Source organism: Mycobacterium sp. NGS68 (assembly GCF_059812195.1).
Map to the genome: position 1 here is coordinate 142,656 of NZ_JCALCE010000010.1, position 26,146 is coordinate 168,801.

Genomic DNA, 26,146 nt, shown 5'->3' on the forward strand with positions numbered 1-26,146 from the left:
CGTAGCGGCGGGCCGCTGAGAATCCGCTGAGTAGCCGTGTTCTCAGCCGATCTTCAGCCCTGGACAATCAGACTATGCGGATGGGTATCTCGGCTCGCTCGGCCGCAGCGTCGGCGATCGTCGTACTGGTCGCCTTCACGGTGGCGGGGGCGGGCCTGGTCGCGATCCTCTACCGTTCGCTGCTGGCGGGCGTTGACGACGCCGCGGCCGGCCGGGTTCGCCACATTTGCGCAGCGCTGCAATCCAATTCGCCCGAGGCCCTCGACAGCGCTCTGTTGACCACCGACCAGCATGTGGTGGCGATCCAACTGGTCGCCGCGGACGGCAGAGTGGTCGCGCGGTCCGGATCCGCACCCAACACCCCGCTGGTACCCATCGCCGGCTTCGGCTTCATGCTGCGCCGCGGCCTGCCCGACGACGCGGTGGCCGATGACGATATGCGGGTGAGCGGTCAGCGGGTGCACACCCCGACGGGTGACTACACGGTGCTCGTCGGTGGCGGGAGTGAGGCGGTCGAGGCGAGCGCACGGACGGTGGCGCTGCTGCTGGCCTGCGGCGCGCCGATCATCGTCGCGGTCGCGGCCGGGGCGACCTACCGGCTGGTCAGGCGTTCGCTGCAGTCCGTGGACGCGATCCGGGGCAGGGTGGCCGAGATATCCACGTCCGATCTGGCCGAACGGGTTCCCGTGCCCGGCGGTCGCGACGAGATCGCGGCGCTGGCGGTCACCATGAACGAGATGCTGTCACGCATCGAAGCCGGCCACCGCGCGCAGCAGCGATTCGTCAGCGATGCGTCCCACGAGCTCCGAAGTCCGCTGGCAACCATCATTTCCGGCCTGGAACTCGTCGAGGTTCATCCCGAGCTGCTGGACACCGAGCTCGCGGTCGAGACCCTGCTGCCCGAGGCGCGGCGCATGCAGGCGCTGATCGACGACCTACTGCTGTTGGCCCGCGCCGACGAACAAAGCCTGGTGCTGCGCAGACAGGAGATTGCCCTGGACGAGCTGGCCTGGACCGAGGCTGCCCGGGTGCGGCGGGACGCGCGGTGCGTGGTGGAGACCGACGTCTCCCCGACACGGCTGAGCGGCGACCCCGCGGCCATATCGCGGGTACTGCGTAACCTCGTGGACAACGCTGTGCGCCATGCGAACTCGCGCGTCGGCATCGAAGTCGGCAGCCGGGCAGGCTCGGCCACCGTCACCATCAGCGACGACGGACCCGGCATCGCCCCCGCCGAGCGCAGCCGGATATTCGAGCGTTTCGTGCGTCTGGATTCCGACCGCTCCCGGGGCGGCGGTGGCACCGGCCTGGGTTTGGCGATCGTGGCGGAGGTCGTCGCCGCGCACGGCGGCACGATCGATGTCGACGACCGGCCCGGCGGCGGGACCAGAATGACGGTGATGTTCCCTCAGTCCACCAACCGGTAGCCCACGCCGCGAACCGTCTCAATGGTGTTGGTACCGAACGGAACATCGATCTTACGGCGCAGATAGCCCACGTAGACCTCGACGACGTTGTCCGGACCCTCGTAGTGCGCGTCCCAGACGTTGTGCAGTATCTGGGCTTTGGTCACCACCGCGTCCTTGTTCTGTAGCAGGAATTCCAGCAGTCCGTACTCGCGGGGCGTCAAGGTTATCGGCGTCGAGTCGCGGTGGACCGTGTGCCGGGTGGGATCCAGTGACAGCGAACCGGCGGCCAACACCACCGGCCGCTCGGGGGCGCCGCGCCGCGCCAGCGCTCGCAGTCGCGCCACCAGCACCCGGAATGAAAACGGTTTGGTCAGATAGTCATCGGCGCCGAGGTCGAACGCGTCGGTCTGGTCGTACTCGCCGTCCTTGGCCGTGAGCATGAGCACCGGTGTCCAGACGTTCTGTTTGCGCATGCGGCGCAACACCTCATACCCGCTCAGGCCCGGCAGCATGATGTCGAGAACCGCGACGTCGAAGCGGTTTTCGACGGCCTCGTGCAAGCCCTCGATCCCCGTGCCGACGGCGACGACGACGAAGCCCTCGGCCTTCAGCCCCTTGGCCAGGGTCGCCGACAATCTCGGTTCGTCCTCGACCAGCAATACCCTCACGTCGAGCGCCCCTCCGCATCGGCCCTGCCCCGGGGTGAGCGTAAACCCAACGTGCGGCGGCCGCTTTCGACGAGCACCCGGTACAGCGCCGCGTCGTCGATGTCGGCGACCCCGGGGTCCGCGGCGGCGGCCAGCCCGGCCAACACCATCGAGGCCTTCACCTGACCCGTCGGGCCCGGGCTCACGCCGGCGAGCAGGGCGATCTGCCGGCCGATCAGGCGCTCCCACTCGGGGTTGATCCTGAGCACCTCCACGACTCCGGGGTCCAGCGCCAGCACGGCGGCCACCCGACGGTTGGCGACGATGTGTGCGGCGTAGCCGGTGAGCATGTGCTCGGCGCGCGCGGACGCCGAGCGGCGCGTTCCGGCCTCCTCGATGACGGTCTGCAGGTGCTTCAGCACCGGGCCGACGATGGCCCGCAACAGGTCCTCGCGGGTGCGGAAGTGGTGGTAGATCGCGCCCTTGGTGAAGCCCAGCTCGTCGGCGATCATCTGCAGCGATGTGCCCGCGTAGCTGTGCCGATTGAACAGCTCGACCGCCGCCGCGAGCAGGCGTTCGCGGGTGTGGGCGTCGGCGGTGCCGTCCATGGCTTCGGGGAGGGCGCTGGTCATGGTGCTCCGGTCGGTGTGCATCTCACAATAGCTGGTCGATCGTCCAGTAGTTTCCTATACGTTCGTCCAGCAATTCCTGGACGATCGTATAGCGAGGGAGTTGCCGTGGACCGCCGCCGCGAGTACCGCGGACGACGTGCTGACCGGCTTGGCCACCGCCACGTTTCCGGACGGCACCGTGCCCGCCGTCGACGACGTGGTGCGCGTGGCGACGGCCTGCCGGGGATCATGGCGCAGCACCGCCGCGCGTCGCGACGAAATTAGGTTTTCGCTCCGAGTCGCAGTATTCTTGCGCGCGGTTCGTCAACGACTCAGGAACACACTCAAATGCCTATTCAGCCCACTTTGCGGCGCCCGCGTTCGTTGCGCAGTACCCAGCGACTCGCTCAGCGTGTGAACTACCTAACGGTCGGCCAGTGCTTCGAGATCGAAGTGACTCGCGATGCGGACGGATGGCTGATCCGGATACCCGAGGTCGGCGGCGTCGCCCGCGCCAGCCGTCGGGCCGCGGTGGAGACGGCGGCGCGCAAATGCATCGCCAACCGGACCGGCATCCCCATCGGCTACGTCGCCGTGTACGTCGCAAGCGAGATCGGCTAGCGGCACAGCCGCCCGGCTCAGACCTTGACGGTCAGCGGCCAGACTTTCCAGATGTCGTCGCAGTATTCGGCGATGGCGCGATCCGACGAAAACTTGCCGCTGCGTGCCGTATTGAGGATCGACATCTTCGTCCAGGCGTCCCGGTCCTGCCACGCCGCGCTCACCCGCTCCTGGCATTGCACGTAGGACGCGAAGTCCGCGCACACGAGGAATGAGTCGTGGTAGCGCAGGTTGTCCACCAGCGGCTGGAACACCTCGGGGTCGCCGTGCGAGAACGTCCCGCCGGCAATCAGATCGAGCACCGCGCTGAGCTCTTCGTTGCTGTCGATGTAGTCGGCCGGGCGGTAACCGCTCGCCTTGAGCGCTTCGACCTCGTCCACGGTCAGGCCGAACAGGAAGAAGTTCTCCGCTCCGGCCTCTTCGCGGATCTCCACGTTGGCGCCGTCCAGGGTGCCGACCGTTAACGCGCCGTTGATCATGAACTTCATGTTCCCGGTGCCCGACGCTTCCTTGCCCGCGGTAGAGATCTGCTCGGAGACGTTGGCCGCCGGGTAGATCAGGTGCGCGTTCTGCACGTTGAAGTTCGGGATGAACGCCACCTTCAGGCACTTGTTGACGTCCGGGTCGGCGTTGATCGTCTCCGCGACGGCGTTGATCAGCTTGATGATTCGCTTGGCCAGGAAGTAGCCGGGCGCCGCCTTGCCGCCGAAGATGAAGGCGCGCGGTGGAATCGAGAGTCCGGGGTTCTGCTTGAGGCGGTAGTAGAGCGCGATGATGTGCAGGACGTTGAGATGCTGGCGCTTGTACTCGTGAATGCGCTTGACCTGGATGTCGAAAATCCACTCCGGGTTCAGGTCGACCCCGGTAGCGGAACGGATGAAGGTGGCCAGGCGGGCCTTGTTGTTGCGCTTGATGTCCCGCCACTGCGCCCGGAAGGAGGAGTCGTCGACGAACGCCTCCAGCCCGCGCAGCCGCCCCAGATCGGTCAGCCAGCCCTCGCCGATGCTGCGGTCCAACAGTTCCCGCAGCCCCGGGTTGGCCAGCGCCAGGAAGCGGCGCGGGGTCACGCCGTTGGTCTTGTTGCTGAACCGCTCCGGCCACATCTCGTAGAAGTCTTTGAGCACACTGTCTTTCAGCAGCTCGGTGTGCAGCGCGGCCACACCGTTGATGGCGTGGCTGCCGACGGTGGCCAGGTGCGCCATCCGGACGTTCTTGCGGCCGTCCTCGCCGATCAGCGACATCCGGCGGACGCGGTCCGCGTCGCCGAGGAACTTGACCCGCACCTCGTCGAGGAACCGGCGGTTGATCTCGTAGATGATCTCGAGGTGGCGGGGCAGCGACTCGCCGAACATCTCCAGCGGCCAGGTTTCGAGGGCCTCCGGCAGCAGCGTGTGGTTGGTATAGGCGAACGTCGCGACGGTGATCTCCCACGCTTCTTCCCACTCCAGCTGGCGCTCGTCGAGCAGCAGCCGCATCAGTTCGGCGACGCCGATCGACGGGTGAGTGTCGTTGAGCTGCAGCGCGAACCGTTGCGGGAGCTCGCGCACGGAGACGTCGGCCAGGTCGTCCATGATGTGCAGGACGTGCTGCAGCGAGCAGGACACGAAGAAGTGCTGCTGCAGCAGGCGCAGCCGCTTGCCGGCCTCCGGCTCGTCGTTGGGGTAGAGCACCTTGGTGACCGTCTCCGAGGTGACCTCGTCCTCGACCGCCTTGTAGTAGTCACCGGTGTTGAAGGCTTCCAACGCAAAGGACTTGACCGCCCGCGCGCTCCACAGTGTCAGCACGTTGCAGGTGTTGACGCCGTAACCCTGGATGGGCGTGTCGTACGCGACGCCCTTGAGCATCAGCCCGGGCACCCAGCGGGCGCGGTCGCGGCCGGCGTCATCGGTGTAGCGCTCGACGTAGCCGCCCCACTTGACCAGATAGTTGACGTCGGGTTTGGCGATTTCCCAGGGGTTTCCGCTGTCCAGCCAGTTGTCGGTCTGCTCGACCTGCCAGCCGTCGTGGATCTCCTGGTCGAAAATGCCGAATTCGTAGCGGATGCCGTAGCCGATGGCCGGGCGTTCCAGCGTGGCCAGCGAGTCCAGGTAGCACGCGGCGAGCCGGCCCAGGCCGCCGTTGCCCAGCCCCGGTTCCTCCTCGCAGGCCAGCACCTCGTCGTAGTTCTGGCCCATCGCGGCCAGCGCGGTCTTGGCGGCCCGCTCCATGCGCAGGTTGAGCAGGTTGTTGCCCAGCTGCGGGCCCATCAGGAATTCGGCCGACAGGTAACAGGTCACCTTGCGGCCCAGGTCGAGCGAGACCTGCGTCGACGCGACCCGGCGGTCCTGCATGCGGTCCCGCACGGCCAGAGCCAGCGCCCGGTAGTAGTGCACGGGCCGAAGTGCGGCCGCCGGCCGTCCGATCGAATACCGCAGGTGGTCGGTGATCGCGCGCTGCAGCGCGGGAGCCTGCATGCCCGTGCGGGCCGGCTCGACGAGGTCGGCGCGCGGTGGTCCGTCGGCGGGCGTCTGTTGGACGTCGGTCATCGTGGGTCCTACTCCCTAGAGATCGCGGGTGTGCACGGCGGCAAGCAGGCAGACAGTCTGGCAGCGATATTTGCACACCTGGGCGGGAATTGCCGTCCGAAGCGTGAACGTCTAAGGAAGGTGCCGATCGATCACCCGGTGGCACCGGGTGCGGATGCCGAAAGCGTCAGGCGCTATCCGGGAATCTGATACGCGCACCGGCCGGGGGAGTGCTCGGTGAGCGGGACGGCCTTGCCGTCCACCAGGATCTTGCAGTCGTGGTGGCCGCTGTGGTCGGTCCAGTTCAGCGCCAGGTACGGACTGCCGGTCACCGTGACCGTCTGCGACCACGGCAGGGGAACCCAGGTGTTGGTGTTCGCCGGATACACCGAGGTCCCGGGGTCGGGGATGATGGAGAACGCGTCGCCGTGGCCGGTGATCTGGAAGGTGACCTGGTGGGTCACGTCGGCCGCGGCCGTCGGCGGCAACACCTGCGGCGCGACCGCAATCGCGGCTGCCGCGAGCACGCCGGCCAGGGCCCGGGACCGTGGTGCCCGTGACGTCAGCCAACCTGCGCCGGCGGGGGTGTCTGCGGCTGGGTTGCTCATTGTTGACTCCTTTACCTGCGGCGCGAGGCGGGTGACGGCGGGATTGGCTGCCGCCTCGGCAGGGATTTGACGTTACAGAGCAAACCCAAACATGGGAACTCCGACGGTCGCCCGGCGGCCTCGTCAGGTTCAGTCGGTGACGGTCATCTGGCTGCGGCTGGTCGCCCAGGACCGCGCGAAGACGTCGATCGGTACCTGTTCGTCACGTCCCCTGGCGCTGCCGCTGTCGTTGAGGTGCACGAGACCCGCCTTGGCGTCGACGCCCGTCACCACGACGGCGTGGTTGGCCTGCGGGCCGCCCGCCGGCGTTTTGTCCCTGACCGGCTGCTGCCAGATGAGTTCGGCATTGACCCCGACGATTACCTTGTGGCCCTTGGCCAGCGCCTGCTCCAGCAGGTCCATGCCGGTCGGGGCGTCGCCCTTCGGGCCGTCCTTCTGGTAGGAGTTCACGGCGTGGATGCCGTAGTGCGCAAGCAGCACCGGTTCGTCGGCGAACGAGGTGCCCGAAGAGCCTTCGCCCCCTTTGCGTTTCCCGGGCCTGGTGTACACGGGTCCCTTGTGCACGGTGCTGGGGGTCGACTCGGCCAGGGCGACGATGGCCCGCTCCGAGGGCTGGTCGCCCGTCAGCTCACCGACCACGTCGGCGATCGCCATCGGCACGCAGTCGTCGTCGTACTGCTGGCGGTGCCAGAACCGGGCGGCCGCAATGGGATCGCCGTAGACGGCCTCGGCGCTGGTCACCTCGGGCGGGAAGGGCGTGGCTTTGGCCTCTGGGGTTTCGGCGACCGCCGGGCCGAGCGCCAGTCCCACTGCGAGCGCGGTCGCGCCGATCGCGATGCGGGTGCCGATCATGCTGTGTCCTCGTCGCTGCCGCGGGGATGGAATGGCTGGCGCAGGGGTTTCGCTGTCCGATCCCGATGAAAGTTAGAGGGAGTTTACGGAGCGGCGGGGGATTCACGGGCTTGATTCGGCAAATGTCGCAACCCGTAACGTTGTCGTGATGCAGAACCTCGATTCTCGCCTCGGCCGCCACGCGCCGGCGGTGCTGAGTCTGTTCCGGTTCGTCTACGGCCTGCTGTTCGTTATGTCCGGCTGCAACTCGTTGTTCGGCTGGCCCGTCCCGTCGAAATATGTGGCGGAAGTCGGATCCTGGCCCGGGTGGTATGCCGGGGTGATCCAGCTGGTCGCCGGTTTACTGATCGCGACCGGGCTGTTCACCCGGGCCGCGGCGTTCGTCGCCTCGGGACAGATGGCGGTCGCCTACTTCTGGATTCATCAGCCGCGAGCGCTGTGGCCCGTCGGTGATCCGCCGGCGGCCAACGGCGGGGCGCTGGCGATCCTGTTCTGCTTCGGCTTCTTCCTGCTCGTCTTCATCGGCGGGGGAAGCGTTTCGCTCGACGCGCTACGCGCCCGGAAGAGATGAGGAGGCCGACGGATGAGCGCGGATCATCGATGTGACGGGAAGGTGGCACTGGTCACCGGCAGCAGCCGGGGGCTGGGCAAGGCGATCGCGGCGCGCCTGGCCGCGCGGGGAGCGACGGTGGCGTTGACCGCGCGCACCGCCGACCCCGACCCCAGGTACCAGGGGTCGCTCAGCCAGACCCGCGACGAGATCGCCGCCGCCGGTGGCCGGGCCGTCGCGATCCCGGCGGACCTGTCCAAACCCGAAGAGCGCGAACGGCTCTTCGCCGACGTGGTGAGCGCCGTCGGGGCGCCCGACATCCTGGTCAACAACGCGGCGGTGACGTTCCTGCGGCCCCTCGACGATTTCCCGGACCGACGGGTGCGGCTGATGATGGAGATGCATCTGTTCGGCCCGCTGCACCTGAGCCAGTTGGCGATTCCCGCCATGCGCGACCGCGGCCGGGGCTGGATCCTGAACGTGACCTCGGTCGGCGGCGACCTGCCGCCCGGGCCGCCGTTCTCCGATTTCGACCGCACCGCCGGATTCGGCGTCTACGGAACGGCCAAGGCCGCGCTCAACCGGTTGACGAAAAGCCTTGCCGCCGAACTCTTCGACGATGGCATCGCCGTCAACGCCGCCGCGCCGACCAACCCGGTGGCCACCCCCGGCGCCGGCACCCTCGACCTCGCCAAGACCGACACGGAGGACATCGAGTTGATCACCGAGACCGCGCTGCGGTTGTGCACGGGGGACCCGAAGACGCTGACCGGGCGCATCGCACACACCCAGTCCTTCCTGGCCGAGGCCGGCTGGTCTGCGCCGGCCCGGTAGCCGGCCCGCCGTGGTTGAGATCGACCTCGACGACCTGCGACGGCGGCTCGCTGCGGGCGGCATCGGCGACGTCAGCCCGCTCGCCGGTGGCGCGTCCAGCCTGACCTTCCAAGGTGTGCGCGACGGTCGCGACGTGGTGGTCAAGGTCGCCCCGCCGGGGGTGGCGCCGGTGGCGCACCGCGACGTACTGCGTCAGGCGCGCATCATCAAAGCGCTTGCCGCGAAGGGAGTTCCGGTACCCGACGTGCTGTGGGAGGACGCCGTGCAGCCCCCGCTGTTCGTAATGTCGCGCGTTGCCGGCGAGTGTGTGGAGCCGCTGTTCGACGGCCCTGCGCCGGACGCGGTCGTGGGCGACCGCTACCGCAACGCCTGCCGGGTGCTGGCCGCACTGCACAGCCTGTCACCGGCCGACCTCGGCCTGGGGGACGAGCCCGTCATCGACCCGGTCGCGGAAGTCCGGCGGTGGTGCGCCACGTTGGAGACCGTGGATGCCGCGCTGGTGCCGGACTGGCCCGACGTGCGGGACGCGCTGCTGACGCGTGCGCCACGGGCCCTACGGCCCAGCGTGGTGCACGGCGACTTCCGGTTGGGCAACCTGCTCGCCGTCGACGCCCACATCACCGCGGTGATCGACTGGGAGATCTGGTCGGTCGGCGACCCGCGGATCGACGCCGGCTGGTTCTTGATCAACTCCGACCCGGACACCTATCGGCGGGTTCCCGCCGGTGCGGCGCCGGTGGTTGCCGAGCTCGCCGACATCTATCGGGACGCCATGGGCGCCCAGGTCACCGAGCTGGATTGGTTTGTCGCCTTGGCCTGCTTCAAATCCGCGGCCACCTGGTCGCTGATCGTCAAGCACAATCGCCGAAGACGCTCTCCGCGGGCGGAATTGGAAGAGATGGTGCCCGTGCTGCCGACGCTGCTGGCGCGCGCCCGGTCAATGCTGGGCTAGAACCCTCCCTTGTTGCACTTCACGTTTCGGTTCTGGCAGATCATGCCGATGCCGCCCCAGTCACGTGGGGTGCCGAAATTGTTGGGCGTGTCCGCCGAGCGCGGGTCCTGCATCAACCCCTGGTTGATGATGATCAAATCGTCGATGACCGGAGGCACCGCATCATCCGGGTCCGCGGCGGCTGTGCCGGCGCCAGTCACGACAGCAGCCGCCCCCAGCACGCCGGCGCCTAGCCCCAGAAGCAATTTTCGAAGGCTCATCGGTCGCCCTCCCCGCTGTCCGCCAAAATCATCGGCAACCATCAAGCCTACTCCGTTTGCTCCAGCGTGCCTCGCCTTCGTCGCAAACCGGCTACAAACGCGCAACAACTGACCGTTCGTCGGCCAGCAAACACCGGCACCGCAGCTCGACGTGCCTACGTTTAGCCCGTGATGCGTATTCGCGCGGTCGTTTGGCGTGCTGCGGCTCTCGCGGTATGCCTCGTCGCATCGATGACGGCGCCGCCGGTCGGCGCGGATCCCGCTGCGGAACCCGCCTCCGGTGCGGTGGCGGCCCCACCCGAGGGCGCCGTCCCCCCGGCCAAGCCTGTCCGGCTGAACACACCCGACGGCTGGACGCTGGCGCTGGGCGCCAAGGACGAAAGGCATGTTCCCATCCCGCCGCTGACCACTGCGCTGTCGTCTCGCGAATACCTGTCCACCGGTATCTTTGTCGCTTCGCTCACCGGACCCGAACCGCCTCCCCGGGGCCTCCTCGAGGTCGGTTTCGAGATCGGCTGCGGGATCGACATGAGCACTGCCAACGGCGTCACCATGGCGAACAGCGCCGGCGTCGCGCCGTCCCTCGGCGCGGTGCTGCCATTTGGGCCGGGGGAGCCGCTGCAGCTACTACCGCTGGTCACTGCGCCGTACAACAACGTCGTGAGCGTCGGGCTCAAGCCCGGGTTCGTCGTCGTGGTGCCGGTGGTGAGGAAAGAGTTCAAGGGTTCGAATCCGTGGATCATGATCAGCGACTTCCACATGAAGATCGACGGGTGCGTCGGGCAGTCGTTTGTCCGCTCCTACGCGACGCTGACCCGCATCACCGACGAATCCGACGTCGTGCTGTCCTTCGTCGGCAACACCAAAGCCGTCTGAAGTAGGTTGCGTCCGCCCGCCGGGGCTCAGCGCGGGATCCCGGCCAGCTTGTCGGCAAACTTCGCCTCCGCCGCCGCGCGCAGCCGCAGCAGGTGTTCGGAAGGAAAGAGGTCGGGCGACGGGGGCCGGTCCTTGAGCAGCATGCGGGCCAACGTCACCTTGTGCACCTCGGTCGGGCCGTCGGCCAGGCCGAGCACGAACGACTCGACCAGGTACTGCACAAAAGGCATCTCGTGCGTGGTGCCCAGCGATCCATGCAACTGCAGCGCGCGCGAGGACACGTCGTGCAGCACCTTCTGCATCATCGCCTTGACCGCCGAGATGTCCGCCCGCACCGCCTTGTAATCGTTGAATTGGTCGATCTTCCAGGCGGTTTGCAGCGTCAGCAGCCGGAATGCCTCGATCTCCATCCAGGAGTCGGCGACCATCTCCTGCACCAGCTGCTTGTTGGCCAGCACCTCGCCTTGCGTGTAGCGCGACACCGCGCGTTCGCAGATCATGTCGAAGATGCGCCGGACCAGACCGACCGTGCGCATCGCGTGGTGGATGCGGCCGCCGCCCAGGCGGGTCTGGGCGACGACGAACGCCCCGCCGCGCGGCCCGAGCATGTGATCGGCGGGCACCCGGACATTTTCGTAGCGGACGTAGCCCTCGCGCCCGCCGCCCGGCGCCTGATACCCCAGCCCGACGTCGCGCAGCACGTTGATGCCCGGGGTGTCGCCGGGCACGACGAACATCGAATACCGCTGATAGGGCGGGGCTTCCGGATCCGTCATCGCCATCACGATGATGAACGACGCCATCGAGGCAAACGACGAGAACCACTTCTCGCCGTTGATGATCCAGTGATTGCCGTCCTCGACCGCGGTGGTGCGGAACACCTTCGGGTCGGCGCCGCCCTGCGGCTCGGTCATCGAGAAGCAGGACACGATGCGGTTGTCCAGCAGCGGTTCGAGGTAGCGCTGCTTGAGTTCCGGTGTGCCGTAGTGGGCCAGGATCTCGCTGTTGCCGGAATCGGGTGCCTGCGAACCGAAGACGATGGGCGCGCACTCCGAGCGACCCAGAATCTCGTTGAGCAGCGCCAGTTTCACCTGCCCGTAGCCCGGCCCGCCCAGATGCGGCCCCAGGTGGGTGGCCCACAGGCCGCGCTCCTTGACGATCTCCTGCAGCGGCGGGATCAGGGCCTGACGCACCGGGTCGTTCAGGTCGTGGGATTCCTTGACGATCAGGTCGATCGGCTCGCATTCGGTGCGCACGAAATCTTCGACCCATTCCAGTTGCTGCGCCCACTGCGGGTCGGTGGAGAAATCCCACGGCATCTGCTGTCCTTTCGCGCTACGTCGACCACTTGCCGCGACGGGCCGCCGACTCGTCGGTGGCGTGGGCGATCACCTGGTTGCGGTTCTCCAGCTCCAGCGCCGCCGACAGGCCGGGCGCGTCGGTGTTGACCTGAAGGGCACGCTTGGTCAGCCGCACCCCCAACGGGGCGAGATCCGCGATCAGCGTCGCCAACTCCACGGCGCGCGCGATCAGCCGATCGGGTTCGACGATCTCGCTGACCAGGCCGCGGCGGTCCGCTTCCTCGGCAGAGACCGTGCGGCCGGTGAGCATCCAGTCCGCGGCCACGCTGGTGCCGACGATCCGCGGCAGGTGGTAGCTCATCCCCATCTCCGCGCCCGATAGCCCGAGCAGGATGGCCGCATTGCCGAAAGATGCTGCCGTCGAACAGATCCGGATGTCGGAGGCGAGGCACAATGCGAATCCGGCGCCGACGCACGGACCGTTCACCGCCGCGACGACGGGCTGCGGCAGCGCGCGTACCGCTTCAGGCAGCGCCGCCATGCTCTCCTGGAAGCTCATCCGGTCTATCGCCGGGGCGGTGGCCGCAGGTACGCTGGGGCCGAAGTCGCGCAGGTCGATGCCGGCGCAGAAGCCGCGGCCCGTACCGGTGAGGACGACTGCGCGGACGTCGCTGTCGGCGGCCAAATCGCTGAGGGTCTGCCGCAATTCGGTCTGCAGGGTTTCGTTGATCGCGTTGAGGCGCTGCGGGCGGTTCAGCCTGAGCACGGCGACGCCGTCGCGCGGGCGGTCGACTTCCAGGGTGTCGGACATCAGGACCGATCGTAATGCGTCTCTCGCCTACGGAGAATAGTCTTCTCCCAGAAAGCGATGCCTCGCTCAGACTTGAAATTGGTGCTGTTACATCGTAAGTAGACCAGGTGGTATGCAGTCATTCATCATCGCATCAACTGTCACTAGAATATTGACGTCGACGATGAATTGCGTATGAGTATCGAATTTTGCCACTGAAATTCTTGGCTAACCGCAGATAATCTGTCGACTATCGATGAATACTGACCCTCAGTCGCGTCTGGCCGCTTGAGGGGAGACTGCTGGTGTCGTCTTTTGTGATTGTTGAGCCAGAGCTATTGGCGGCAGCATCGGCGGACTTGAGCGGTATCGGGTCGGCTCTCAAGACGGCCACCGCGGCGGCGTGCTCGACAACACATCTGTTGCCGGCGGGCGCCGATGAGGTGTCTGCGGCAATCGCGACGTTGTTCGTCGCTCATGCGGCCGAATATCGAGCACTGGGCGTTAAGGCGGCCGCGTTTCACGCGCAGTTCGTACAGTTTTTGACGCGCGACGCGGGAGCGTACGCCGCCGCTGAGGCTGGCAACGCGTCACCACTTCAGGGCCTTGAGCAGTTTGCAGCATCGTCACCGTGGGTGACGCTAACTGGGCGCCCGCTGATCGGTAATGGCGCAGATGGGGCGGCCGGCAGCGGCGCGCCCGGCGGCGACGGCGGTTGGCTGATCGGCAACGGTGGCAATGGCGGCTCGGGCACGTTCGGACAGGGTGGCGGTAAGGGTGGTGACGCCGGGCTGTTCGGCAACGGTGGCAAAGGGGGGGCCGGGGGGACAGGCGTGGCTGGCACCGCGCGCGGCGATGGCGGCGGCACCGGTGGTGCGGGCGGGGCAGGCGGTCATGGTGGGCTGTTGTCCGGCGATGGCGGTGCCGGGGGGCAGGGGGGCGTTGGCGGCATCGGCGGTGCTGGCAGCGACGGCGCGGTCGGTGTTTCCGGTGCCAACGGCGGTAACGGCGGTAACGGCGGTAACGGCGGCAACGGCGGCAACGGCGGCAACGGCGGCGTGGGCGGAGTTGGTGGCCAGGCCGCTGGACCTTTCGGCGGGCACGCGGGTGCCGCCGGTAACGGCGGGGAAGGCGGTACCGGAGGTGCCGCCGGGGCAGGTGGCACAGGCGGAGCAGGCGCGGCCGGCACTACCTCCCATCCTGACGGTGGCACGGGTGGTGACGGAGGTGATCCCGGCAGCGTGGGCGCGGGAGGTAACGGTGGCGCGGCTGGCGGTGGCGGCGCAACTGATGGCACCACAGGCGCGGCTGGCGCCCCGGTCACCAGTGGCGGCAACGGCGGTACCGGGGGCGCTGGCTACAGCACGAACGCCGCGGGCGCAAGCGGCGGTAATGGCGGCCGCGGCGGCAACGCCGGTCAATATGGCAACGGAGGCGCCGGCGGGACCGGCGGTAATGGCGGCGACGGTGGCCGCGGCGGCAATGGGGGTAACGGTGGCTCAGCGCACACCTCAGGAACCGGAAACGTCGCTGGTGGCGACGGGGGACGCGGCGGCTCCGCTCCTAACGGCGCGGGTGGTTCTGGTGGCTTTGGCGGGGGTGCGGTCATCGAGAATGGTGCTTCGTCGGCGGCCGCCAGCGGCGGCGCCGGTGGGGCTGGCGGTGCCGGCGGTGTCGGTGGGAACGGTGGTGGCGGCGGTTGGGCTTTCACCGCCGGGACCGGTCAGGTCACCGCTGGTCACGGTGGTGATGGCGGCATCGGGACCATTTATCAGGGCGGTAATGGCGGTGTCGGCGGTGATGCGTCGATCGGCAATAGTGCTTCTACGGTGGATGTGGTGGGTGGTTCCGGTGGGGCCGGGGGTACCGGGGTTGGTGGCGGCGGCAAAGGCGGCGACGGCGGGAACGCGTATACCTCCGGGCTTGGGAATGCCACCGGTGCTGCTGGTAGGGACGGCGCGGCTGGCGGCGGCGGTGGTGGTGCCGGCGGTGAAGGGTGGATCGATAACAGCGTTTCAGCGGCGACGGCCACCGGTGGCCGTGGCGGGGCCGGCACCGACGGCGTCTTCGGCGGGAGCGGCGGCAACGGCGGCTCTGCGACCACCCAGGGAACCGGACAGGTCACCCCCGGGCCCGGTGGGCCCGGCGGCAGCGGCTCCGCCGAGAGCGGCGGCAACGGTGGCGCCGGCGGCAGCGCGCACATCGACAACAGCGACTCGACCGTTAATGCCATCGGGGCTCCTGGCGGAGCGGCTGGCTTTGGCGCTGGCGGAGGCGGCAACGGCGGTTCGGGCGGCGATGGGTACACCTACGGAACTGGGGCGGCCACTGGTGGTGCCGGCGCGGCCGGTGGCAGTGCCACTGGTATCGATGGAGACGGCGGTAACGGCGGTTCGGGCGGCGATGGATATACCTACGGAACTGGGGCGGCCACTGGTGGTGCCGGCGCGGCCGGTGGCAGTGCCACCGGCATCGCTGGAGACGGCGGCAACGGCGGTTCGGGTGGAGACGCGTACATCTATAACAGTGCTTCTACAGGCAGCGCCGTTGGAGGTGTAGGCGGAACCGGCGGTAATAGTGGCTCGCTAAGCGGAGACGGCGGTGCCGGAGGGTACGGCGGTTACGCGGCAACTAGCGGAGCCGGAGACGCCTGGGGTGCGAGTGCTGGAGACGGCGGCCGGGCGGTAGGTGCGGGCGGAGACGGCGGTCGCGGCGGCATGGCTGCCAGCGGAACGGGTGATGCCCGTGGCGGCGATGGCGGTGATGGCACCTACGGCAGCGACCGCGGTGGCTGGGGCGGGGACGGGGGTCAGGCCAGCACCGGCGGAGTGGGTAACGCCTACGGCGGCGATGGCGGTGATGGGGGCGGCACTGCCCCGCTGCTTCTTAGCGACGACCCTGCGCATTGGCCCGAGGAGCTAGCTGCGTATCTTCTGCGTTTAGGCCATGGCGGTGGCGGCGGTGCTGCAACGATCACCGCCGGCGGAATCGGAAGCCACATCGATGGCAACGCTGGTAGTACACCGACTGTGTGACGGTTACCCACGTTTGTTTCAGAAGGGCTGCGTCGCGTGGTGGGTGAGCCGGGCTGGGCGTTAGTTAGCTGTCGTCCGACATATCTTTGTAATCTGACATCAAACCAACCGTAGCGCGTCTCTCGGCGATGAAGAATAAGCTTCTCCCATAAAGCGAAGCTTCTTTCAGGAGTCGAAATTTGTGCTGGCGGACAGGTGTTCGGATGCTGCGATGTCGGCGGCGCGGTTGTCCGCGATGTAGCGGTAGCCGGCCAGCGCGTCGGGACCCAGCAGCAGGAACCTGGGCGGATCGCTCGCTTCGACGGCGGCGATGATCGCGGCGCCGGCCTTGGCGGGGTCACCGGCCTGGTTGCCGTGCATCGTGTCGTTCTCCTTGCGACGCCTGCCCGCGGTGTCCGCGTAGTCGTCGATCCTGGTCGGTGACTCCACCAGGCTGCGTCCGGCGAAGTCGGTCCGGAATGCGCCCGGCTCGACGACCGTCACCGAGATCCCGAGCGGTTTGAGTTCTCCGTGCAGGGCCCCGCTGAGGCCCTCGATGGCGGCCTTGGCGGCCGCGTAGTAGCCCGAACCCACCGGAGTCAGCTGCACCCCGATCGACGAGATGTTCACGATCGCGCCCGCGCGCCGCGCCCGCATGCCCGGCAGGACCGCCTTGATCATCGCGACGGTCCCGAAGAAGTGGGTTTCGAACAGCTCGCGGACCTGTGCGTCGTCGCCCTCTTCGACCGCGGCGCGGTAGCCGTATCCGGCGTTGTTGACCAGTACGTCCACGCCGCCGAACCGCTCCTCGGCCTGTCGCGCCGCAGCGGTGACCTGGCCCGCATCGGTGACGTCCAGCGCGACGGCGAGCACGCGGTCGGGCGTCGCGTCAGCCAGATCGGCGACCCGGCCGACGTCGCGCGCGGTGACGACGGCGTTGTGCCCCGCGCCGATCACGGTTTTGGCGAGCGCGCGCCCCAGTCCGGTCGAGCAACCGGTGATGAGCCAGGTGGACATAGGTGCCAGTCCTTCCACTCGACGCATTCGCAGTCATTGTGCCCGCGTCACAACCAGATTAGATTTTGCCGACATGGAGCCGCGCTGGCCTCCCCTTCAGGAGCCGATCGCCCAGAGGGCATGGACCGAGGTGCTGAAGCCCGTCGCCACTCAGTTGCAAACGTGCGCACCGCAATTGGCGGCTCGCATAGTCGAGCATTTGCAGGCCGACCTGCCGGAGATATTTCCCGACGCCACGGCTGTGGCCGAACAGCTCGCCAGCGTCGAAGCGATTCTCCGCCAAATCGCCCAGTGCATCGAAATCGGCGACGATCCGCGCCGATTCGACCTTGCGCCGCCAAGCGCTGTCATCGCCCGCTCTGGCGTGCAACGAAATATTCCGCTCAACAAAATCCTTCGTTCCGTACGTGTGGGGCAGCAGCACACCTGGCAGTGGTTGTTCGAACGGGTGACGGCCTCGCAGGCGGGCGAACGGGACAGGGCACTCAGCCTCGCGACCAACTTGTTGTTCGCCTATTGCGATGCACTCTTGGTTCGGGGTGAGCATCTGTACGAGATCGAACGGGAGGCATGGCTGCGGGGTGCCGGCGCCGCACGCGCGGCGGCCGTTGACGACATCCTCGCCGAACGCGAGGAGGACCCGCAGCGGGCGTCGACACGGATGCGCTACGACGTCAACCGCAATCATGTCGGCGTCAGCGCATGGCTGGACGCGACGGGCGACGAGGTTGAGACGCAAACGGCCCTCGCCGAGGCGCTGAGGCAGCTCGCCGGTGCCGTCTCCACGCAAAGCTCGATGGTCCACCCGGCCGGTTCCATGGCTATCGCGGCCTGGCTCAGCCGACCGCAGCCGTTTACCGCCACCGAGCTGGAGGTAACGCGCATTTGTTCCAACGCCCACTTGCCGGAAGGGGTTCGGGTGGCGATGGGCGAGCCGGGGTGGGGGATCGTCGGCTTCCGGCGTACTCACATCGAGGCGTCACACGCTCGTCGGGTCGCGTTGTTCCTCGGCGATCGCGCATCCAGTGTGACGCGCTATCGCCAGGTGGCAGTCTCGGCGCTCGCGAGCGCGGACGGCGAGCACGCGGTGGCGTTCGTTGAACGCATCCTGGGTCCGTTGGCCGCCGATGACGAAGCGACGTACCGTATTGCCACCAGTCTCGCCGTGTACCTCGACGAAAACCGCAGCCCCGCCAAAGCCGCGCAACGGCTCACGGTGCACCCCAATACCGTCAGCTATCGGGTTCATCAGGCTGAACAACTTCTCGGTCGGACGATTGACACCAACACCCTCGAGTTGTCGGTTGCGCTTGCGCTGCTGCCCGCGATCCGCGGACTGACCCGCCGCGGCGGTGTTGCACTGTGACGCCAACACAATCCGTCGCCTAACCCTGTCGTCGCGCCCCAAGCGGAATGCCCGCTGAGTCTCCTAACGTCTGGGTTCAGCCCTTCAAGGACCACATCGAGACGAGGAGCGAGGCGTGCAAACTCTCGAAGAGCTCGACGTCAACTACGTCAACGGCGCGGACAACCCATGGGTACCGTTCACGCCTCTCAGCGACCAGGTGTTCTTGAAGTACTGGAAGGTCGATCCGGTTCGCGCCGAGATCATCGTCTCGATGAAGATACCGCCGGGCATTGAACTGGGCACGCACTACCACACCGGCATTGTGGTGGGGCACACCCTCAGCGGAGCGTGGCGCTATAAGGAGAGTGACTGGGTCTCGCGCGCCGGCGACACCCTGTACGAGGTTGCCGGGTCCTCACACACTCCCGAAAGCTTCGCGGACACAGAGATTTTCTTCTACATGATCGGTGAATTGCTGTTCCTCGATCAGGACAACAAGATCCTGTGGCAGGAAAACCACAAGACGTCCATCGCCCGCTACACGCGTTACTGCGCGGACAACGGCATTCCCGCCCGCGACCTGACAGTTGGGATGCCGAGCGCTAGCTAGCCGTCGAATGCGGCGCCGTCGAACCGGTCACGGGTGACGAACTCGCCGACCGGGCGGCGCCGCAACTTGGTCAGCCGACGCGTCGGTTTGCCCAACGGAACCAAGGCCGCGACGGCATGAGCGTCCGGAATGCCCAGTAATTGCCGGACCTGCGCCTCCTGGGCGATGGCCATCGTCGTCATGGTGCCGCCGTAGCCCTCGGCCCGCGCGGCCAGCAGGATGTTCCACACCAGGGGGTACACCGACGCGCCGGCCGCGACGCCGACGCGGTCCAGGTCCTGATCCACGGCTGCGACCACGCCGAGGTCGACGGAGACGACGAGCACCACCGGCGCCCGCAGGAACGGCGCCACGAAAGAGTCAGGGATCTGTGTCGCGTCGATGACTTCCTGCGGGACGGAGCTGGGATGCAGCGAATTCCAAGGGTTTTCACCCGCCGACAGCTGGGCGAAGTAGCGCTGCGCGGTGGGCGCCCCGATGTCGGCGAGCCGGCGGCGGACGTCGGCGTCACGCACCACGGTGATGTGGGCACCTTGTCGGTTGCCGCCGCTCGGGGCGAACCGCGCGTTGTCGAAGATGCGCAACAGCACGTCGTCGGGCAGGTCGTCGTCGGTGAACTCCCGTGCCGCGAACGTCGTTCGCATCACGTCATAGAGCTCCATGCGCCCGTTCCAGCCGGAACGTGCGCTCGAAGCCGGCCGGCTGCGTCGTCAGGGTCACCTCGACGGCGCCGCTGGGGGCGACGACGTAGCGCTCCTCGACGTCGGGTCCGTCCTGCGCGTCGTGGTACCGGCCGATGGGCTGGCGCCCGAGGTCCTGCGAGTCGTGCAGCGCCGGGTCGAAGGGGAACAGCACCGGATCGTAGGGTGTCACGTCGCCATCGGGCCGGCCGTTGACCAGGCGGCTGCACTCCACGAATCGGAAGTGCCCGATGTTATGCGCGGCGCGGTAGCGGCGCCGCACGACCAGCGGGCTGAGGCCGTCCGCGGGCAGCGAGGCGTCCTTGGGCACGATCGGGTCGAAGACGACGTCGGCGCCGGCCTGCGCCTCGCGGAACACCCCGAGATGACGCGAAAAGCGTTCGGACAGCTGGAAACCGGCCTCGTGGTCGAGGAAGACCGCCAGGCCGATCGCCGTCGCGGCGAACGGGTACGGCGAGCGTTTCACCCGCTTTTCGCCGAACGCCGTGCGCAGCATCCGCGACACCAGCGGGAAGCCGCCGGCCCCGCCCACCACGTAGATGCCGGCGACCTCTGACCACGAGATGTCGCGCCCGCCCTGGGCCGGGTCGTGCAGCACGCGGTCCAGCAGCGCGATGGTGTCGTCGACCAGCGGCGCGCACACCGCGTACACGTCGTCGATGCCGCAGGAGTATGGCGGCCGGTCAACCGCGCTCAGGTCGACCAGGAAGCGGCGGGTCTGCGGCCCGACGGCCTCCTTGCGGGCGGCGCACTCGTCGCGCAGGAGATCACGGGTGGCCGCGTCTACATGGTCCAGCTTCAGCGCGGCCAGGACCATCCGCACGATCGCGTCGTCGAAGTCGTCGCCGCCGAGGCGCTGGATGCCCTCGCTGAGGACGACCTCGTTGAGCTGTCCGGTCATTTTGAGCAACGAGGCGTCGAACGTGCCCCCGCCCAGGTCGTAGATCAGGACGTACTCGCGTTTGGCGGTGATGGTTGAGCGGTACCGGTGGGCGTATTCGAGGCCCGCGGCCGACGGCTCGTTGAGCATCGCGACGACGCGGAATCCGGCCGCCGCGAACGCATCCAGCGTCAGCAGACGCTGCGCACTGGACGCATTGGCGGGCACGCCGATCGCGGCGTCGATGGCCTCGCCCGGCCGCAGGCAGGCGTTGGAGCGCTGGTGCAGGTCGTCCTTGAGCGCGGCCAGGAAGCCCGCGAGAAGCTCGGTCAGCGGGTAGCCGCGGCCGGCCAGTTGCACCTCGGTCTGCGGACCGGCGTCGTTGAGCAGGCGCTTGAACGACCGCAGGACCGACCAGCCCGGATCGTGGCGGACGGCGGCCGCGTCGGGCCCGAAACGCAACTCGCCCTTGGTGTTGGCGGCGATCAGCGACGGCCATGCATCCGCGCCGTCGAACGAGACGACGGGGTAGTTGCCTCTGTCGACGGTCGCGACGACAGTGTGGGTGGTGCCGAAGTCGATACCGACTTTCATCCCGCCCGATCTTAGTAGCATGCGGCGGGAGTTGGCCGGTCAGTCCTCGAAGTGGCGCTGGTAGTCGACGCGCTCGAGCCAGCCCTGCAGTCGGTAGATGCCCGACGCGGCCATGCCCATCGTCACGACGGACCCGAGCGTGATCACGACGTTCATAGCCGATCCATTTCGCGCGACATGACGGAGTTCTCCAGGAACGCGTAGCGCCGGGCCACGTTGCGTTCCCGCGGGCGCGAGACGTCGGTGGCGGGGAAGAAGAAGCGCCGCAGCGCACCGCGGGGGCGCTCACGGCGCACGCCGCGCGCGGCTGCCGTGCTGAAGAGCACCTGTTCGGTGGTGATCAGGACCTCGGTGGCCTGCGTCGCGACGGGATGCGGTTGCGTCGCGCGCTCGTCGGCGAACTCGATCGTGGTGGTCGTGGCGATTTCGGCCGGTGAAATGGTCATGTCGGTTACCTCCAGGAAATGCGGCGACCGGGAGAGTCGACCGTGTCAGTGGATTCAACGTAGGTTCGACCGCCGCGCCTTGGGATGCGTAGTCGACTACCTGCCTTTGTCAGGTACTACGCGTGTCCCACTGCTTCTGCAGTTCGCGCTCGGCGGCCGTCGGCAGCATCCCGGCCGGTGCGAACCGCCTGGACGGCACCGGATCGTCCTCGCTCAGGGTCGCCGGACCGCGAATCGCTTTGAGCGCGACGACGATTCCCGCGACGAACACGATGACGACGACGATCGCGAAGACGACCGACAGCGTGCCCTGGACGAACGTGTTCCGGATGACCTCGTCGAGCTGGTGGGCGTCGGCGGCCGCGCCGAACTTCGTCTTGCCCGCGTTTTTCGCCGTCAGGTACTGGGCGTGCTGGGTCCAGTAGCCGACGGCGGGGTCGGCGGAGAAGATCTTCTGCCATGACGCGGTGAGCGTGACCACCAGATCCCACAGCAGCGGGATTCCGGGGATCCAGGACCACTTCAGCTGGCCCTTCTTGATGACGACGACGGTGATGACCGTCAGCGCGATCCCGGCGAGCAGTTGGTTGGCGATTCCGAACAGCGGAAACAGGGTGTTGATGCCGCCCAGCGGATCGGTCACGCCGAGCAGCAGAACCCCGCCCCACCCCGCGACGACGGCCAGGCTGCACAGCCACGCGCCGGGCCGCCAGCTCGGGTTGCGCAGCGCGCGCAGCGGGCCGCCGAGGTTGCCCAGCGCGTCGGCGACGATGAACCGCGCGACCCGGGTGCCGGCGTCAAGGGTGGTCAGGATGAACAGCGCCTCGAACATGATCGCGAAGTGGTACCAGAACGCCTTGAGGCCGGCGCCGCCGAAAACCCGGTGCAGCATCTCGGACATGCCAAAGGCCAGCGTGGGCGCGCCGCCGGTGCGGGACACGATCGACTGCTCGCCGACGCCGGCCGCGGCCTGGTTGATCTGGTCCGCGCTCACCGGCGTTCCGCCCAGGCCGAGCCCGTTGACGTAGCGCGCGGCGGTGGCCGCGGTCTCGTGCGTCTGCGTGGCGGGCGCGTTGAGGGTGAAGTACAGGTGCTGGTCCAGGATTGCCGCGGTCAGCAGCGCCATGACGGCCACGAAGGACTCGGTCATCATGCCGCCGTAGCCGATCAGCCGCATCTGGCCTTCCTTCTCCAGCATCTTCGGGGTGGTGCCGGAGGAGACCAGCGCGTGGAAGCCCGACAGCGCGCCGCACGCGATAGTGATGAACAGGAACGGGAACAGCGACCCGGCGAACGCCGGCCCGTTGCCCCTGCCGGCGAATTGCGAGATCGCCGGCGCCGCGAGGGCCGGGTGGGCGATGCAGATGCCGACGGCCAGCAGCGTGACGGTCCCGACCTTCATGAACGTCGACAGGTAGTCGCGTGGTGCCAGCAACAGCCACACCGGCAGCACCGACGCCGCGAACCCGTAGCAGATCAGCAGCCAGGACAGCGTGACCGGCGACAGTGTGAACCACGCCGCACCCCAGGACGTCTCGGCGACCCAATTGCCGGAGACGACGGCGAGCAGCAGCAGGGCGGCGCCGATCGCCGACACCTCGGCAACCCGTCCGGGACGCAGATAACGCAGGTAGCAGCCCATGAACAGGGCGATCGGGATGGTCATCGCGATGGAGAACACGCCCCACGGACTCTTCGCCAGCGCCCGCACCACCACCAGCGCGAGCACCGCGATCAGGATCGTGATGATCGCCGGTATGCCGATCAGCGCGGCGGCCCCGGCGGTGGCGCCGAGTTCGTCGCGAACCATCTGGCCCAGCGAACGTCCCCGCCTGCGGGTGGACAGCCACAGCACCAGGTAGTCCTGCACGCAGCCCGCGAGTACCGCGCCGATGACGATCCACAGCGAACATGGCAGGTAGCCCATCTGGGCGGCCAGGACCGGGCCGACCAGCGGGCCGGCGCCGGCGATGGCGGCGAAGTGGTGGCCGAACACCACGCGCCGGTCGGTCGGCACGTAGTCGGTGCCGTCCTCGAGGTATTCGGCGGGAGTGGCGTGGTCGTCGCGCGGGTGGACGATCGTGCGTTCGATCAGGCGCGCGTAGAAGCGGAACGCGATCAGGTAGGTACAGGCCGCGGCGACCACGATCCAGACCGCGTTCACCGATTCGCCGCGAACGAACGCCACGACCGCCCACGCGACGGCGCCGACGGCGGCGATGACGCCGAAGGCGATCCGCTGCGTCACGCCGATGGGGGAGCGGTCGACAATCGCCACCGGAGGCAGGTCGGCGTCGGTGCGGATGTAGCTGACGTGCTCTTTCACCGGCGCCTCTCCATTGCCGCGTCGCTGGCGAGTGTGAATCTACCGACGCCGCTGCGCTGTGTCGCGGCGTGCGTGCCCTCAGTACAGCGCGCGCACGGCGTCGATGGTGTCGGCCTCGGCCGGGCCCTTGTCGTCGCGGTAGCGCACCACCCGGGCGAACCGCAGCGCCAGGCCGCCGGGGTAGCGCGTGGAGGCCTGCACTCCGTCCAGCGCGATCTCGACGACCTGCTCGGGCCGCAGCTGCACGACGTATCCGTCGGTGCCCGCGACGGCCAGTTCGGTGAACCGGGTGGTCTGCCAGTCCAGCATCGCGTCCGTCATGCCCTTGAAAGTCTTTCCCACCATGATGAATTCGCCGCTGGCCGGATCGCGCGCGCCCAGGTGGATGTTGGAGAGCTTGCCGCGGCGGCGTCCCGAGCCCCACTCGACGGCGAGCACCACCAGGTCGAGGGTGTGCACCGGCTTGACCTTCAGCCAGCCGGCGCCGCGGCGGCCCGCCTGATACTGCGCCGTCGGCGACTTGGCCATGACGCCCTCGTGGCCGGCGGCCAGCGTCGCGGCCAGGAAGTCGGCGGCGGCCGACGCGTCGGACGTGGCCAGCCGGTCGACGCGTTGGTGAGCGGGCACCAGGTCGTCCAGCGCGGCCAGCCGGTCGGTGGTCGGCGCGTCCAGCAGGTCGACGCCGTCGCGGTGCAGGATGTCGAAGAAGAACACCGAAAGCGGTTGTTGCGCAAGGGCCGCCGCGACGTCGACGGACCTCCCGAACCGCGAGGCGGTGACCTGGAATCGGTGCGGGCGGCGGTCCGGCCGCAGCGCGATCGCCTCACCGTCGGCGACCAGGGTGTGCACCGGCAGCGCCAGCGTCGCCTCCACCACCTCCGGCAGCCGGGCGGTGACGTCGTCGAGGCTGCGGGTGTAGACGGCGACGGTGTCGCCGCTGCGGTGGATCTGTACCCGGGCGCCGTCCAGCTTGGCCTCGAAAATGGCTGCGCCGCCATGGCGTTCGAGCGCATCGTGGACGCTGGTGGCGGTCTGCGCCAGCATCGGGCCGACCGGTCGGCCGACCTGCAGCGTGAAGGCGTCCAGCGCCGCCGCCGTCCCGGCCAAGGGGCCGGACAGCGCCGCCGCCGCGACCGCCGGCAGGTTCCCACCCAGCATCGCCGCGCGCTGCACGACGGCGCCGGGGATTCCCGCGGCCTTGGCGACAGCGTCGGCCATGATCCCGGCGAGCGCGCCCTGACGCAGCTCTCCGCCGAGCAGCCGCAGCAGAAAGGTCTGCTCGGTGTCGGTGGCGGCGGTGAACAACGCGGCCACCAGCTCCGCGCGGCGCGCCTGGGAACCCTTGCCGGACACCGCGCCGATCTCGGAGAACGTGGCGTCGACGCCGGTGACCGTCAGCGTGGCGGCCTCGGCGGCCGGCGGCAGTGACTTCAGTGCCGCCCAGCCGACGCCGATGGTCCGTTGCGGCAGCTCACCGGACAGCCACGACACCAGGATCGCGACCAGCGCGGGGTTCACCGCCGCGCGTTGCAGCAGCTCGGCGATGCGGGCGACCTTGGTCAGCCGCGACGAAGTGCCGCCGACGTCAACAGACGTGGTTGCCACATCGAGAAGGAACACATCGCCGAGCTTGGCACGGCACGCTGACATGTTTGCGAGGCGGGCGCCGCGGATCAGGTGTCCTTGACGATCGCGTCGAACTCGGCCTTGACGACGGAGTAGCACTCGCACGCCTTGCGTTCGAGCTGCTCGCGATCGGTGATGGTGACAATGCCCCGGCTGTACCAAATCAGCCCTTGATCTTGGATGCGTCGAGCGATTTCGGAGACGGTGGGACGATGCACCCCCAGCATTTGGGAGAGGAATTGCTGGGTTAGTCGCAGCTCGTCGCTGCGGACACGGTCCTGAGTCGTCAACAACCAGCGAGCCATGCGGGCTTCGGCGGAGTGACTACGGTTGCACACGACGTTCTGCGCGACCTGAACCATGGTGGCCTGAGTGAAGCGGTTCAGCAGGGAGTGCAGCGCACCGTCGCGGCTCAGCGCGTTGCGAAATTCAACGACGCTTATCCGGGCGGTCTCGCCGGGAACCTGACAAAACGCCGACTGCGGACTGCTCGATGCGCCCAGAAACACCGGAAGTCCCACCATGCCTTCGTAGCCGATGGTCGCCACCTCAACGCTGCTTCGGCGGTCGACCATAGCGATCAGTGAATACACCGAAGTCAGTGGAAAGTAGACGTCGGCGATCGGCACGCCTGGCTCGTAAGCCGTACTTCTTAGCTCCGACTTTTGCAGCCTCAGGTGCGTTTCGAGCCGGAAATATTCACCGTCCGGCAGTTGCGCCAGGATGGCGTTGCGCCGGAAATCATCAGCAGTCACAGGTCGGTTCCTTG

24 protein-coding genes are annotated in these 26,146 nt (G+C 68.0%); 9 read left to right on the forward strand and 15 right to left on the reverse strand.

Features of this window, described 5'->3' with window-relative positions:
* The first annotated feature begins 74 nt into the window (after window positions 1-74).
* Window positions 75-1,427: a HAMP domain-containing sensor histidine kinase gene (locus tag AC5Y5V_RS13600; protein ID WP_499935721.1), complete on the forward strand. Its 1,353-nt coding sequence runs from the start codon at window positions 75-77 to the stop codon at window positions 1,425-1,427.
* Here the strand turns inward: AC5Y5V_RS13600 and AC5Y5V_RS13605 are convergent.
* Together AC5Y5V_RS13605 and AC5Y5V_RS13610 are read right to left on the reverse strand one after the other, a co-directional pair.
* Entirely contained in the window at window positions 1,409-2,077 is a 669-nt protein-coding gene (locus AC5Y5V_RS13605; RefSeq protein WP_499935723.1) for a response regulator transcription factor, read from the reverse strand. The genes AC5Y5V_RS13600 and AC5Y5V_RS13605 overlap by 19 nt on opposite strands.
* Window positions 2,074-2,688 carry a TetR/AcrR family transcriptional regulator gene (locus tag AC5Y5V_RS13610; protein ID WP_499935726.1) on the reverse strand — a complete coding sequence of 205 codons (615 nt, stop codon included), beginning with the start codon at window positions 2,686-2,688 and terminating at the stop codon, window positions 2,074-2,076. Before AC5Y5V_RS13610 ends, AC5Y5V_RS13605 begins: the two co-directional genes overlap by 4 nt.
* A 393-nt stretch (window positions 2,689-3,081) precedes the next feature.
* Between AC5Y5V_RS13610 and AC5Y5V_RS13615 the strand changes: the two genes are divergently transcribed.
* Window positions 3,082-3,288, forward strand: coding sequence for a long chain fatty acid-CoA synthetase Faa4p (locus AC5Y5V_RS13615; RefSeq protein ID WP_499935729.1), 207 nt, complete (start codon window positions 3,082-3,084; stop codon window positions 3,286-3,288).
* Between the two features lie 17 nt (window positions 3,289-3,305).
* On the opposite strand, the gene AC5Y5V_RS13620 is transcribed toward AC5Y5V_RS13615, so the two are convergent.
* The 3 genes from AC5Y5V_RS13620 to AC5Y5V_RS13630 form a co-directional block, all read right to left on the reverse strand.
* Window positions 3,306-5,813, reverse strand: coding sequence for a glycogen/starch/alpha-glucan phosphorylase (locus AC5Y5V_RS13620; protein WP_499935733.1), 2,508 nt, complete (start codon window positions 5,811-5,813; stop codon window positions 3,306-3,308).
* 173 nt (window positions 5,814-5,986) lie between these two features.
* Window positions 5,987-6,400, reverse strand: coding sequence for a hypothetical protein (locus AC5Y5V_RS13625; protein WP_499935736.1), 414 nt, complete (start codon window positions 6,398-6,400; stop codon window positions 5,987-5,989).
* Window positions 6,401-6,529: 129 nt separating this feature from the next.
* Window positions 6,530-7,252 (reverse strand): C39 family peptidase, encoded by a 723-nt coding sequence (locus AC5Y5V_RS13630; RefSeq protein ID WP_499935740.1) that lies wholly within the window; start codon window positions 7,250-7,252, stop codon window positions 6,530-6,532.
* Window positions 7,253-7,397: 145 nt separating this feature from the next.
* Between AC5Y5V_RS13630 and AC5Y5V_RS13635 the strand changes: the two genes are divergently transcribed.
* Genes AC5Y5V_RS13635 through AC5Y5V_RS13645 form a run of 3 tightly spaced genes read left to right on the forward strand, consistent with a single transcriptional unit; the run spans window position 7,398 to window position 9,588 of the window.
* Window positions 7,398-7,823, forward strand: coding sequence for a DoxX family protein (locus tag AC5Y5V_RS13635; protein ID WP_499935743.1), 426 nt, complete (start codon window positions 7,398-7,400; stop codon window positions 7,821-7,823).
* Window positions 7,824-7,835: 12 nt separating this feature from the next.
* A complete protein-coding gene (locus AC5Y5V_RS13640) occupies window positions 7,836-8,636 on the forward strand; it encodes an SDR family NAD(P)-dependent oxidoreductase (protein ID WP_499935745.1) in 801 nt (266 codons plus the stop codon).
* Window positions 8,637-8,646: 10 nt separating this feature from the next.
* On the forward strand, window positions 8,647-9,588 hold the full coding sequence (locus AC5Y5V_RS13645) for a phosphotransferase family protein (protein ID WP_499935748.1): 942 nt from the start codon (window positions 8,647-8,649) through the stop codon (window positions 9,586-9,588).
* Here AC5Y5V_RS13645 and AC5Y5V_RS13650 read toward each other — a convergent pair.
* Window positions 9,585-9,890, reverse strand: coding sequence for a hypothetical protein (locus AC5Y5V_RS13650; RefSeq protein WP_499935750.1), 306 nt, complete (start codon window positions 9,888-9,890; stop codon window positions 9,585-9,587). The two genes, AC5Y5V_RS13645 and AC5Y5V_RS13650, sit on opposite strands and share 4 nt — an antisense overlap.
* Before the next feature lie 129 nt (window positions 9,891-10,019).
* Here AC5Y5V_RS13650 and AC5Y5V_RS13655 point away from each other — a divergent pair, with 129 nt between their 5' ends.
* Window positions 10,020-10,724, forward strand: coding sequence for an MspA family porin (locus AC5Y5V_RS13655; protein ID WP_499935880.1), 705 nt, complete (start codon window positions 10,020-10,022; stop codon window positions 10,722-10,724).
* Between the two features lie 26 nt (window positions 10,725-10,750).
* Here the strand turns inward: AC5Y5V_RS13655 and AC5Y5V_RS13660 are convergent, their stop codons facing one another.
* Together AC5Y5V_RS13660 and AC5Y5V_RS13665 are read right to left on the reverse strand one after the other, a co-directional pair.
* The gene (locus AC5Y5V_RS13660) at window positions 10,751-12,043 is read right to left on the reverse strand and encodes an acyl-CoA dehydrogenase family protein (RefSeq protein WP_499935753.1); all 1,293 of its coding nucleotides are present in this window, start codon (window positions 12,041-12,043) and stop codon (window positions 10,751-10,753) included.
* A gap of 16 nt (window positions 12,044-12,059) precedes the next feature.
* Window positions 12,060-12,836, reverse strand: coding sequence for an enoyl-CoA hydratase/isomerase family protein (locus tag AC5Y5V_RS13665; RefSeq protein WP_499935755.1), 777 nt, complete (start codon window positions 12,834-12,836; stop codon window positions 12,060-12,062).
* A gap of 284 nt (window positions 12,837-13,120) precedes the next feature.
* Between AC5Y5V_RS13665 and AC5Y5V_RS13670 the strand changes: the two genes are divergently transcribed.
* Complete coding sequence (locus AC5Y5V_RS13670) at window positions 13,121-15,850, forward strand: PE family protein (protein WP_499935757.1); 2,730 nt, start codon at window positions 13,121-13,123, stop codon at window positions 15,848-15,850.
* Window positions 15,851-16,015: 165 nt separating this feature from the next.
* On the opposite strand, the gene AC5Y5V_RS13675 is transcribed toward AC5Y5V_RS13670, so the two are convergent.
* The gene (locus AC5Y5V_RS13675) at window positions 16,016-16,846 is read right to left on the reverse strand and encodes an oxidoreductase (RefSeq protein ID WP_499935759.1); all 831 of its coding nucleotides are present in this window, start codon (window positions 16,844-16,846) and stop codon (window positions 16,016-16,018) included.
* Window positions 16,847-16,919: 73 nt separating this feature from the next.
* Between AC5Y5V_RS13675 and AC5Y5V_RS13680 the strand changes: the two genes are divergently transcribed.
* The gene (locus AC5Y5V_RS13680; RefSeq protein WP_499935761.1) at window positions 16,920-18,212 is read left to right on the forward strand and encodes a PucR family transcriptional regulator; all 1,293 of its coding nucleotides are present in this window, start codon (window positions 16,920-16,922) and stop codon (window positions 18,210-18,212) included.
* A gap of 115 nt (window positions 18,213-18,327) precedes the next feature.
* Window positions 18,328-18,804, forward strand: coding sequence for a 2,4'-dihydroxyacetophenone dioxygenase family protein (locus tag AC5Y5V_RS13685; protein ID WP_499935763.1), 477 nt, complete (start codon window positions 18,328-18,330; stop codon window positions 18,802-18,804).
* Here the strand turns inward: AC5Y5V_RS13685 and AC5Y5V_RS13690 are convergent.
* The 6 genes from AC5Y5V_RS13690 to AC5Y5V_RS13715 form a co-directional block, all read right to left on the reverse strand.
* Window positions 18,801-19,466, reverse strand: a complete 666-nt coding sequence (locus AC5Y5V_RS13690) for a nitroreductase family protein (RefSeq protein WP_499935765.1) — start codon at window positions 19,464-19,466, stop codon at window positions 18,801-18,803. The two genes, AC5Y5V_RS13685 and AC5Y5V_RS13690, sit on opposite strands and share 4 nt — an antisense overlap.
* Window positions 19,453-20,979, reverse strand: coding sequence for an Hsp70 family protein (locus AC5Y5V_RS13695; protein ID WP_499935767.1), 1,527 nt, complete (start codon window positions 20,977-20,979; stop codon window positions 19,453-19,455). The genes AC5Y5V_RS13690 and AC5Y5V_RS13695 overlap by 14 nt, the downstream gene beginning before the upstream one ends.
* 152 nt (window positions 20,980-21,131) lie before the next feature.
* Window positions 21,132-21,425, reverse strand: coding sequence for a hypothetical protein (locus AC5Y5V_RS13700; protein WP_499935769.1), 294 nt, complete (start codon window positions 21,423-21,425; stop codon window positions 21,132-21,134).
* A 109-nt stretch (window positions 21,426-21,534) separates the two neighbouring features.
* Window positions 21,535-23,751: a carbon starvation CstA family protein gene (locus AC5Y5V_RS13705; RefSeq protein ID WP_499935771.1), complete on the reverse strand. Its 2,217-nt coding sequence runs from the start codon at window positions 23,749-23,751 to the stop codon at window positions 21,535-21,537.
* Between the two features lie 78 nt (window positions 23,752-23,829).
* A complete protein-coding gene (locus tag AC5Y5V_RS13710; protein ID WP_499935882.1) occupies window positions 23,830-25,371 on the reverse strand; it encodes an ATP-dependent DNA ligase in 1,542 nt (513 codons plus the stop codon).
* A 53-nt stretch (window positions 25,372-25,424) separates the two neighbouring features.
* On the reverse strand, window positions 25,425-26,132 hold the full coding sequence (locus AC5Y5V_RS13715) for a Crp/Fnr family transcriptional regulator (protein ID WP_499935773.1): 708 nt from the start codon (window positions 26,130-26,132) through the stop codon (window positions 25,425-25,427).
* Window positions 26,133-26,146 lie beyond the last annotated feature (14 nt).

What these genes read in the sequence shown, in the direction of transcription:
- AC5Y5V_RS13600 (WP_499935721.1), top strand. Translation starts at nt 75, where the DNA reads ATGCGGATGGGTATCTCGGCTCGCTCGGCCGCAGCGTCGGCGATCGTC.
- AC5Y5V_RS13610 (WP_499935726.1), bottom strand. Translation starts at nt 2,688, where the DNA reads ATGACCAGCGCCCTCCCCGAAGCCATGGACGGCACCGCCGACGCCCAC.
- AC5Y5V_RS13620 (WP_499935733.1), bottom strand. Translation starts at nt 5,813, where the DNA reads ATGACCGACGTCCAACAGACGCCCGCCGACGGACCACCGCGCGCCGAC.
- AC5Y5V_RS13625 (WP_499935736.1), bottom strand. Translation starts at nt 6,400, where the DNA reads ATGAGCAACCCAGCCGCAGACACCCCCGCCGGCGCAGGTTGGCTGACG.
- AC5Y5V_RS13630 (WP_499935740.1), bottom strand. Translation starts at nt 7,252, where the DNA reads ATGATCGGCACCCGCATCGCGATCGGCGCGACCGCGCTCGCAGTGGGA.
- AC5Y5V_RS13640 (WP_499935745.1), top strand. Translation starts at nt 7,836, where the DNA reads ATGAGCGCGGATCATCGATGTGACGGGAAGGTGGCACTGGTCACCGGC.
- AC5Y5V_RS13650 (WP_499935750.1), bottom strand. Translation starts at nt 9,890, where the DNA reads ATGGTTGCCGATGATTTTGGCGGACAGCGGGGAGGGCGACCGATGAGC.
- AC5Y5V_RS13655 (WP_499935880.1), top strand. Translation starts at nt 10,020, where the DNA reads ATGCGTATTCGCGCGGTCGTTTGGCGTGCTGCGGCTCTCGCGGTATGC.
- AC5Y5V_RS13660 (WP_499935753.1), bottom strand. Translation starts at nt 12,043, where the DNA reads ATGCCGTGGGATTTCTCCACCGACCCGCAGTGGGCGCAGCAACTGGAA.
- AC5Y5V_RS13665 (WP_499935755.1), bottom strand. Translation starts at nt 12,836, where the DNA reads ATGTCCGACACCCTGGAAGTCGACCGCCCGCGCGACGGCGTCGCCGTG.
- AC5Y5V_RS13675 (WP_499935759.1), bottom strand. Translation starts at nt 16,846, where the DNA reads ATGTCCACCTGGCTCATCACCGGTTGCTCGACCGGACTGGGGCGCGCG.
- AC5Y5V_RS13680 (WP_499935761.1), top strand. Translation starts at nt 16,920, where the DNA reads ATGGAGCCGCGCTGGCCTCCCCTTCAGGAGCCGATCGCCCAGAGGGCA.
- AC5Y5V_RS13690 (WP_499935765.1), bottom strand. Translation starts at nt 19,466, where the DNA reads ATGGAGCTCTATGACGTGATGCGAACGACGTTCGCGGCACGGGAGTTC.
- AC5Y5V_RS13695 (WP_499935767.1), bottom strand. Translation starts at nt 20,979, where the DNA reads ATGAAAGTCGGTATCGACTTCGGCACCACCCACACTGTCGTCGCGACC.
- AC5Y5V_RS13700 (WP_499935769.1), bottom strand. Translation starts at nt 21,425, where the DNA reads ATGACCATTTCACCGGCCGAAATCGCCACGACCACCACGATCGAGTTC.